This is a genomic window from Thalassospira sp. UBA848, assembly GCF_002295455.1.
In the GTDB taxonomy this organism is placed as follows: Bacteria; Pseudomonadota; Alphaproteobacteria; order Rhodospirillales; family Thalassospiraceae; genus Thalassospira.
Genome location: NZ_DBGS01000054.1, coordinates 28,191 through 36,507, shown reverse-complemented (window position 1 = coordinate 36,507; position 8,317 = coordinate 28,191). Strand labels below are relative to the sequence as shown.

Below are 8,317 nucleotides of genomic sequence, written 5' to 3'. Positions count from 1 at the left end.
TCCACCACCAGATCATTGATGCGTGCATCCCAGTCATCACCATGCGGTTCAAGCTTGAACACACGGCCATCAGGGTTCGATCCGGGATCGATATGAATATCAAGGCGGTTTTCCGGGGTCAGATATTCCAGCCGATCCGGCCATTCGATCAGGCTGACGGCATCGGAAAAGGCATCCTCGATGTCAAGTTCGTGGACTTCTTCGGGGTCAGACAGCCGATACAGGTCAAAATGCCAGACCGGCACGCGATCAAGTTCATAGATCTGAACCAGTGTGAAAGTCGGACTGGGAACTTCTTCGTGCGGGTTATCGGCCACCGCCCGAATGAAGGCGCGGCAAAAGGCACTTTTACCCATGCCGAGTGTCCCATGCATCAAGATCACGTCCCCTGCCCTGGCAACAGCGGCAAGCTTGGCGGCTAGGGCTTCGGTCCCGTTTTGATCGCTGACAGTGACTGTCCTGGTCATGATGTCCGTCTTTTAAGTGGCTCTTGCATTCTGTTTTAGGGGTTTGATGCGGCCTTTCGCAATGATTTTGCGAAGCCAGTTTTTGCTTGTGGCTGAAATCACGGCGCAACGCCGGATAATGGCCAGTTTACATTGCGATATCATGCCCCAGATGCTATCTGGCTGCATAAGAAATCCCGCACACCGCCGGGCTTGGGGTCAGCCCCCTACCCAAATTCGATTTTATTTGGATGGAAGAAGTATGTCAGACGCATCGCATAGCACAGATATTGCCATTATTGGCGCAGGCCCGGTCGGGCTTTTTGCGGTTTTCGAAGCCGGTATGCTGGGGCTTAAATCCCATGTGATCGACGCGCTTGATATGGTCGGCGGCCAGTGCAGCGCGCTTTATCCTGAAAAACCGATTTTCGACATTCCGGCCCATCCGCAGATTGCCGGTCAGGACCTTATTCACGAACTTGCCAAACAGGCTGACCCGTTCGAGCCGACCTATCATCTGGGTCAGCAGGTCACCAAGCTTGAAAAACGCGATGATGGTCGCTTCACGCTGGTAACCACCAAGGGCACGGTGATTGATGCCGGTGCGGTTGTGATTGCGGCTGGTTGCGGTGCCTTTGGCCCGAACAAACCGCCGATGGATGGCCTTGAAGATTACGAAGGATCCGGTGGCGTTCAGTATTACGTCAAACGTCGTGCCGACTTTGCTGGCAAAAACGTCGTGATTGCCGGTGGCGGTGATTCGGCTGTGGACTGGGCCCTGTCGCTGCATGACATCGCCGCCAAGGTGATGGTTGTTCATCGTCGCCCGAAATTCCGCGCGGCCCCTGACAGCAGCGCGAAACTGCATGCACTGGCGGAAACGGGCAAGATCGAGATGGTCATTCCCTATCAGCTTAAGGGACTTAAGGGTGAAAACGGCATTCTGTCACACGTGGTTGTCGCGACGCTTAAGGGCGAAGAGCGGGAACTTGAAGCAGATCACCTTCTGCCGTTCTTTGGCCTTGCCATGGAACTTGGCCCAATTGCGGACTGGGGCCTTAATCTTGAGAAAAACCATATCGGCGTGAAACAGGCGACGATGGAAACATCGGTCCCGGGCATCTTTGCCATCGGCGATATCGCGACCTATGAGCATAAACTCAAGCTGATCCTGTCGGGCTTTGCCGAAGGGGCAAGCGCGATCCACGCTGCTCGCGCCTATATGTTCCCGGACAAGGAATTCCACTTCGAATATTCGACCACGACGGGTGTTCCGAACGAATAACCCGACATTTGGTCAAAGTTTTCAAGGAAACGCACCATGACCACAAAACATCCCGAACATAGTGGAGGTTGTCTTTGTGGCGCGGTGCGCTTTGTTGCATCCGGAGAACCGATTGGCAGCAATCACTGCCATTGCGGCATGTGTCGCAAGGATAGCGGTTCGGGTGTTTCGACCTTTGTTGCGTTCCCGGCCCATGCCGTCACATGGGATAGCAAGCCGCGCGAATATGAAAGCTCGCCTGGAAAATACCGCGGATTTTGCCCGATATGCGGATCAAGCGTTACCTGGCGCAAGGGCGATGATGACAGCTTCATCGATTTCCGATTGGGCACATTTGATGACCCAAGCCTGTTCAAGGCCAAAAAGCATCTTTGGATGAGCACGGCACTGCCGAGCTTTGCCGGAATCGACCCTGAGATCGAGCATTTTGATTAAGCGCGACGCCCCCTGACCCTCTTTAGAGTACTAAAGCTCGTTCCTGTCAAACTGGTGACAACACAGGTACTGGACAAAAGAAACTTTGTCTCTGGCCCTCAGGGCTTAATCATGACAGGCTGCAAAATTCCACCAAGAGTAGAATTCGCACATATCACCATCAGGGGAACGAAATGAGCGACCAGAATCAGGACGACCAACCGAACAACCGCCGAAAGATGAATATGCGCAAACTGATGCTGTTTGGTTCAGGTACGCTTTTGCTTGGCACCTTGCTGATGATGGTGACGTTCCAAACCACCTTTCAGATGATGATGCATGGACGTTCTGCTGGCAGCTTCATCATTGTCATTGGTACAGCGGTTGCGATCGGCCTTTTGGTCGCCGGTTCGACCATCATATCAAAATGGGTATCCCATAAGGTTCAGGCCATTTTGGAAGAGTAAGCCTGCCCTGTCGCCCGGTTTCCCGTTTGACGTCAAGTATCGCAGAAATATTGCGTTTAACAGTCCGGTCAAATCACCCGGTTAAACTCACTGTGTCTTAAAGCTTGATCGACACACCAAGATGTTCGGCCAACACATCAACAATCATGCCGTGATCTTCATGCGATGCGAGGCCGGAAACCGTGATCGCGCCAATCACACCCACACCGGCAACGCGGATCGGGAAACTGCCACCGTGGTCGGCATAGTCGGCAAAATCAATTCCGTGATCTGCCAGTGTTTTGCCATTGGCTTTCAACTCAGCGCCAAAGCGCATCGAGCTTTGATGTTCACGCAGCACCAGATTGCTTTTGCGTCGTGCCCAAGAATCATTGGCCGGTTTGGCACCGGAAAGGGATACGTGAAACAGGGTACGGTCCGGGGTGCGGATATTGACAGCGACCGGGGCGTTTTGCGCTTGTGCCACGCCGACCAGTTTGGAGCCAACCGACCAGGCGATGTCTTCGTCAAAACGGTCAAACACCAGAATTTCTTCCTGTCTGGCAAGCTGGTCCAATTCCATTGCGGGCTCCTTGGGCAAATAACGGGTTGGTGTGGCCATGCATAACGCAGCACACGGCCATGGGGAACCACAAATAAAAAAGGCTGCATCCGCAATGGAGTACAGCCTTTGTTTCGGAGTCGTAATTTCGGCTTACTTGTCGTCGCCCATCTTAAGCGCGTTGATAAAGGCCGATTGCGGAATTTCGACCTTGCCGAACTGACGCATCTTTTTCTTACCGGCCTTCTGTTTTTCAAGCAGCTTGCGTTTACGTGAAACGTCACCGCCGTAACATTTTGCCGTTACGTCTTTGCGCAGGGCCGATACGGTTTCACGGGCAATCACCTTGCCACCGATGGCGGCCTGAATGGCGATGCGGAACATCTGGCGCGGGATCAGGTCTTTAAGACGTTTACAGATCTCACGACCACGATATTCGGCTGCCGAACGGTGCACCATCAGCGCCAGTGCATCGACCGGCTCTTCGTTGACAAGGATGGAAACCTTGACCAGATCGCTTTCATCATAGCCGGCAATCTCGTAATCGAAGCTGGCATAACCGCGCGAGATCGATTTCAGACGGTCATAGAAATCAAACACGACTTCGTTGAGCGGCAGTTTGTAAACCGCCATCGCACGGTTGCCAACGTAGGTCAGATCCTGCTGAATGCCACGGCGTTCGGTGCAAAGGGTCAGGATCCCGCCAAGATATTCATCCGGCACCATGATCGATGCCTTGATCCACGGCTCTTCAATCGCCTTGATCTTGGTCACATCCGGGAAATCAGCCGGGTTGTGCAGCGTGATTTCCTCACCCTTGCTCATGGTGATCTTGTAAGACACCGAAGGGGCAGTTGTGATGAGTTCAAGTTCGAACTCGCGCTCGAGACGTTCCTGAATGATTTCAAGATGAAGCAGGCCAAGGAAGCCACAACGGAAGCCAAGACCAAGGGCGGTCGAGTTTTCCGGTTCGAACTGGAAAGACGCGTCATTGAGGTGCAGCTTTTCAAGCGCATCACGCAGCACTTCATATTCGCTGGTATCGACCGGGAAGATACCACAGAACACCACCGGAATGGACGGCTTGAAACCGGCCAGCGGCTTGGCGCAGGGGCGTTTTTCCTCGGTAATGGTGTCACCGACTTCACATTCGGCAACCGTTTTCATACCGCAGTTGATGAAGCCAACTTCACCCGGGCCGAGTTCATCAAGCGCAAGCGGTTTTGGCGTGAACACGCCGACACGCTCAATCTGATGGGTAACCTTGGCGTTCATGAAGCGGACTTTCTGGCCCTTTTTAAGGGTACCTTCCTTGACGCGCACAAGAATCATCACACCCAGATAGGTGTCATACCAACTATCAACCAGAAGAACTTCAAGCGGTGCATCCGCATCCCCGGTGGGCGGGGGCAAACGTTCGATCAGCGCGTCAAGAACATCGGGCACACCCATGCCGGTCTTGGCCGAAATCATGACCGCGTCAGAGGCATCAATGCCAATGACTTCCTCGATCTGTTCCTTGACCCGGTCAGGTTCCGCAGCCGGAAGATCGACCTTGTTGAGAACCGGGACGATTTCATGATCGTTTTCAATCGCCTGATAGACGTTGGCAAGGGTCTGGGCTTCCACGCCTTGCGCGGCATCCACCACCAAAAGCGACCCTTCGCAGGCAGCCAGTGAGCGCGATACTTCGTAGGCGAAGTCGACGTGACCCGGCGTATCCATCAGGTTCAGGGTATATTCCTGCCCATCCTTGGCGGTGTATTTCAACCGAACAGCCTGGGATTTAATGGTAATCCCGCGTTCGCGTTCGATATCCATCGAGTCGAGAACCTGTTCGGCCATTTCACGCTCGGTCAGGCCACCGGTCAACTGGATCAGACGATCGGCCAGGGTCGATTTACCATGGTCGATATGGGCAATGATCGAAAAGTTACGAATGTTCTTAAGGTCAGTCATTTTGGCTGCTTCTGGCACTAAATTGGCTGGCATTCCGCCGCGTGGCACATTTGGTTTCGAAACGGTGTGATCACCCGCTACCCGATGGATCAACAGCGCGCAAATCGTCAGTCGTTGCTTTGCACCCTTCTGCGTCAGCCAGCCATTTTCGGCGGCGACATCAGATCAATTCACATCATTGATGCAAAAAGGAACAAACAGAAAGTCCGTGTTGCGCGACAATTGCATCCATCGGAAATTCGGTTTGGTCATTTCCCGGATCAATCACCAGCGGGTTTATAGGGGTTTTTGCGCTGAATTAGAAGCGTTGTGTTATGTACAAGCGATGCGCACGCAAACCGTGATCCGGCACACAGATGACAACCACGTCAAAAGTGCTTTGACCGGTTTGGATTTCAGCCCCGGCAAGTGACCCTGACTGCAGGCAAATGGGTCACCACAGCTATGAATTCAATTGTTTGTTTCCTTTTCAACCATGCAAAAAGGCCTTAGGTTTAGTACTTGAGGAAACAATAATTTTGTCTGGCAGAGATACGCCAAAAACATGTTCATAACGTCAATCGAGCCATCCCTGTCCAAACGCAGCCTTGTGACGCTGCGCAAGCGGCTTGCGGCATTGACGCTGACTGGTGTTTTTGTCCTGCTGTTTTCCTTCTTCTTCATTCAGAAGACGCTTTATGACAGCGCTGTTGATAATGCCAGTTCACAGCTCGAAGCCACGGCGTTTCGACTGGGATCAATGCTGCTGTTGCACAATGATGTCGATCTGCAAAAGATCGTCGCAGATGACCCCGACATAACTGTCGGCCTGCTTGACAATCAGCTTAACCAGATCAAGGGGTTTATCCCGCCGCATCTGCTGGGTGATCTTGGCGAGTATATCAGCACCCAACAAACAGAACGTGATTCGCTGCTGTGTGTCCATAGCAGCGAAGTCATGGTGCTGGCCTATAGCAAACTGCCCGAAATCAACCGGATTGTCGTGACTTACACGCCGCGCAGTACGCTTTTGGGGAACTGGCGCGATGCATTCATCTTGCATGCGCTGATGTTTGTCATGGCTATGTCCATCCTGTGCGGGCTGGCTGTCTGGCTTTGGCAGCGCCTGAAACGGCAACACATGCGTGCCGCCCACCTTGCAGAACATTTCAGCGACACAGAAAACACCCTGTCGGAATGCGGGTGTGCGGTGATCAGTTGGCCGGTCGACACACCGGATGGCAGGCTGACAACACAATTAAACTGGCCCGAAATCCTTGGCCCGACGGCGGACAATATCGGCACAAGCATGACCGATTTTCTGGATCGTTTATCACCAGCATCGCGAACCAAACTGCGAGGTCCGCTGATTGACAATGTCTGGCCGGATGCGCGCGTCGGTACGATGGTCGATGTCCGAACGGCAAAGAACCAGATGCAGCGCTTTTACCTGATGGCGCATCGATACAGCGAATATGATCGCGAGTTCACGTCAGTTCTTCTTCTCGAAACCGCGACACAACAGGAACTCTGTCATCCGTTTGAGACGTACCTGCGGCATACGCCCGAACCGGCAATTGCTGTTGATAAGGACGGCATTCTGCGCGGTTTCAGCCCGGCACTTGAAGACCTGATGGGATTGCCCGTGCATGACGTCGTCAACAAGCCCTTCTTCAAGCTGTTTGTCGCCGACGATCAACAAACTGCAATGACTGCCATGCGCCAGAAAGGCAACATGTCCATGGCGGGCGACGGCAAATCCATTTTGCGCGTTCTGGACCGCAAAGAAAATGTCCACTGGCTGGCCTGGCATTGTGTTGGGCCGTTTGATGACATGATTTTCTGTAGCGCACGCGACGTAACCGAGTTTGTCGAAAATGCCAACAAGCTGCGCGATACGCTTGATCAGCTGAAACGCAGCAACGAAGACCTTGAACAGTTTGCCTATGTGGCATCCCATGACTTGCAACAGCCCCTGCGCATGGTGGCAAGCTATACGCAGCTTCTCAAACAGCGCTATGGCGGCACATTGGATCAGGAAGCTGACGAATATATCGACTTTGCCGTTGATGGCGCCAAGCGCATGCACAAGCTGATCAGTCATCTGCTTGAATATGCCAAAACCGGCGTCGGTGAGGATTTCACTGAAATAGATTGCAATCAGGTCCTGAACGAGGCGCAAGCCGACCTCAAGGACGTAATCGGGCGCGAACACGCGACCATAACCCATGATGACCTGCCCACCGTCATGGGCGACCGCATCGCCCTTTCACGCCTGTTCCAGAACCTTTTGTCCAATGCCATCAAGTATCGACGCCCCGGCGTTCCGCCGCACATATCAATTACGGTCGAACCCGACCCGGTTATGCGCGATCATTGGCGTTTTTCGGTGCGTGACAATGGCATTGGCGTCCATCCCGAACACGCACAGCGGATTTTCCGCCTGTTCCAGCGCCTGCATAAAGACGAGTTCTCCGGAACCGGACTTGGCCTGTCGCTCTGCCGCAAGATCGTTGAACAGCATGGTGGTCGCATCTGGCTTGATACCAGTCGCCCGATCAGTGACCCCGGCACGACCATCATCTTTACCCTGCGTGTTCATCACCCCGACACAGCCACAAACCGATAATACGACCCTGCACCGTTCTTGCCGGGCCCGGATGGCAAGTATCTTGCTTCATATTCAGCATGAGACGGGCAGACAGGTAAAAGCTGCCCTGTGCCTGTTATGGAGCGTTTAATGTTCAAGACCATGATCCTGTCCCACTCTGCATTTAAGCCCGTTCTGGCGATACTGGGCCTTTTGGCGCTCAGCGCGTGTGGGTCGGACATGCGCACCATGAATGACAGCCACATGCAGACACTGGCTTATTACTTTGCCGAACACGAACCGGGTGAACCACTTCCGCGTGGTTGGCGGCGTCTGGATGGCGCAGAAATCAATTACCGTTTTGCAAACGAAACATATGCCGTCTATTCAATTGACGAGGACGAACAGCTTTTGGTCATGCATCTCTATGACAATGGCACCGGCCGACTGGAGGCCGATGATGATCGGGAACGCTGCGAATGGAACAGCATGGTCGATCAGCTGACCATCGAATGCGATGAAACCGATATGGAATGGCATATCTTTACCAATGGGCCGGATCTGATCGCGCTGGATCTGGACGAAGACGAATACGCCATATTACGCAAACGCCCCGGTCGGTAAATTTGACCGATA

8 protein-coding genes are annotated in these 8,317 nt (G+C 53.3%); 5 read left to right on the top strand and 3 right to left on the bottom strand.

Annotated elements, in window-relative coordinates; translation table 11 throughout:
• The coding region (gene tsaE / locus B2R48_RS07070) for a tRNA (adenosine(37)-N6)-threonylcarbamoyltransferase complex ATPase subunit type 1 TsaE (RefSeq protein WP_296999075.1) at positions 1-467 on the bottom strand (467 nt) is incomplete at its 3' end.
• Between the two features lie 241 nt (positions 468-708).
• Here tsaE and B2R48_RS07065 point away from each other — a divergent pair.
• The 3 genes from B2R48_RS07065 to B2R48_RS07055 all read left to right on the top strand — a co-directional run bounded on the left by B2R48_RS07065 (position 709) and on the right by B2R48_RS07055 (position 2,612).
• The gene (locus tag B2R48_RS07065; RefSeq protein ID WP_213475097.1) at positions 709-1,731 is read left to right on the top strand and encodes an NAD(P)/FAD-dependent oxidoreductase; all 1,023 of its coding nucleotides are present in this window, start codon (positions 709-711) and stop codon (positions 1,729-1,731) included.
• A 36-nt stretch (positions 1,732-1,767) separates the two neighbouring features.
• Positions 1,768-2,166, top strand: a complete 399-nt coding sequence (locus tag B2R48_RS07060) for a GFA family protein (protein WP_296999073.1) — start codon at positions 1,768-1,770, stop codon at positions 2,164-2,166.
• A 173-nt stretch (positions 2,167-2,339) separates the two neighbouring features.
• The gene (locus B2R48_RS07055) at positions 2,340-2,612 is read left to right on the top strand and encodes a hypothetical protein (protein WP_296999069.1); all 273 of its coding nucleotides are present in this window, start codon (positions 2,340-2,342) and stop codon (positions 2,610-2,612) included.
• A 97-nt stretch (positions 2,613-2,709) separates the two neighbouring features.
• Here B2R48_RS07055 and B2R48_RS07050 read toward each other — a convergent pair whose 3' ends face one another.
• Together B2R48_RS07050 and lepA are read right to left on the bottom strand one after the other, a co-directional pair.
• Positions 2,710-3,174, bottom strand: a complete 465-nt coding sequence (locus B2R48_RS07050; RefSeq protein ID WP_296999067.1) for a heme-degrading domain-containing protein — start codon at positions 3,172-3,174, stop codon at positions 2,710-2,712.
• Between the two features lie 132 nt (positions 3,175-3,306).
• Entirely contained in the window at positions 3,307-5,112 is a 1,806-nt protein-coding gene (gene lepA / locus B2R48_RS07045; protein ID WP_062956898.1) for a translation elongation factor 4, read from the bottom strand.
• Between the two features lie 544 nt (positions 5,113-5,656).
• On the opposite strand from lepA, the gene B2R48_RS07040 reads away from it, so the two are divergent.
• A complete protein-coding gene (locus B2R48_RS07040) occupies positions 5,657-7,720 on the top strand; it encodes a sensor histidine kinase (RefSeq protein ID WP_296999064.1) in 2,064 nt (687 codons plus the stop codon).
• Positions 7,721-7,831: 111 nt separating this feature from the next.
• Entirely contained in the window at positions 7,832-8,305 is a 474-nt protein-coding gene (locus B2R48_RS07035; protein WP_296999062.1) for a hypothetical protein, read from the top strand.
• The last annotated feature ends 12 nt before the right edge of the window (positions 8,306-8,317 follow it).

What these genes read in the sequence shown, in the direction of transcription:
- B2R48_RS07040 (WP_296999064.1), top strand. Translation starts at nt 5,657, where the DNA reads ATGTTCATAACGTCAATCGAGCCATCCCTGTCCAAACGCAGCCTTGTG.
- lepA (WP_062956898.1), bottom strand. Translation starts at nt 5,112, where the DNA reads ATGACTGACCTTAAGAACATTCGTAACTTTTCGATCATTGCCCATATC.
- B2R48_RS07050 (WP_296999067.1), bottom strand. Translation starts at nt 3,174, where the DNA reads ATGGAATTGGACCAGCTTGCCAGACAGGAAGAAATTCTGGTGTTTGAC.
- B2R48_RS07065 (WP_213475097.1), top strand. Translation starts at nt 709, where the DNA reads ATGTCAGACGCATCGCATAGCACAGATATTGCCATTATTGGCGCAGGC.
- B2R48_RS07035 (WP_296999062.1), top strand. Translation starts at nt 7,832, where the DNA reads ATGTTCAAGACCATGATCCTGTCCCACTCTGCATTTAAGCCCGTTCTG.
- B2R48_RS07055 (WP_296999069.1), top strand. Translation starts at nt 2,340, where the DNA reads ATGAGCGACCAGAATCAGGACGACCAACCGAACAACCGCCGAAAGATG.
- B2R48_RS07060 (WP_296999073.1), top strand. Translation starts at nt 1,768, where the DNA reads ATGACCACAAAACATCCCGAACATAGTGGAGGTTGTCTTTGTGGCGCG.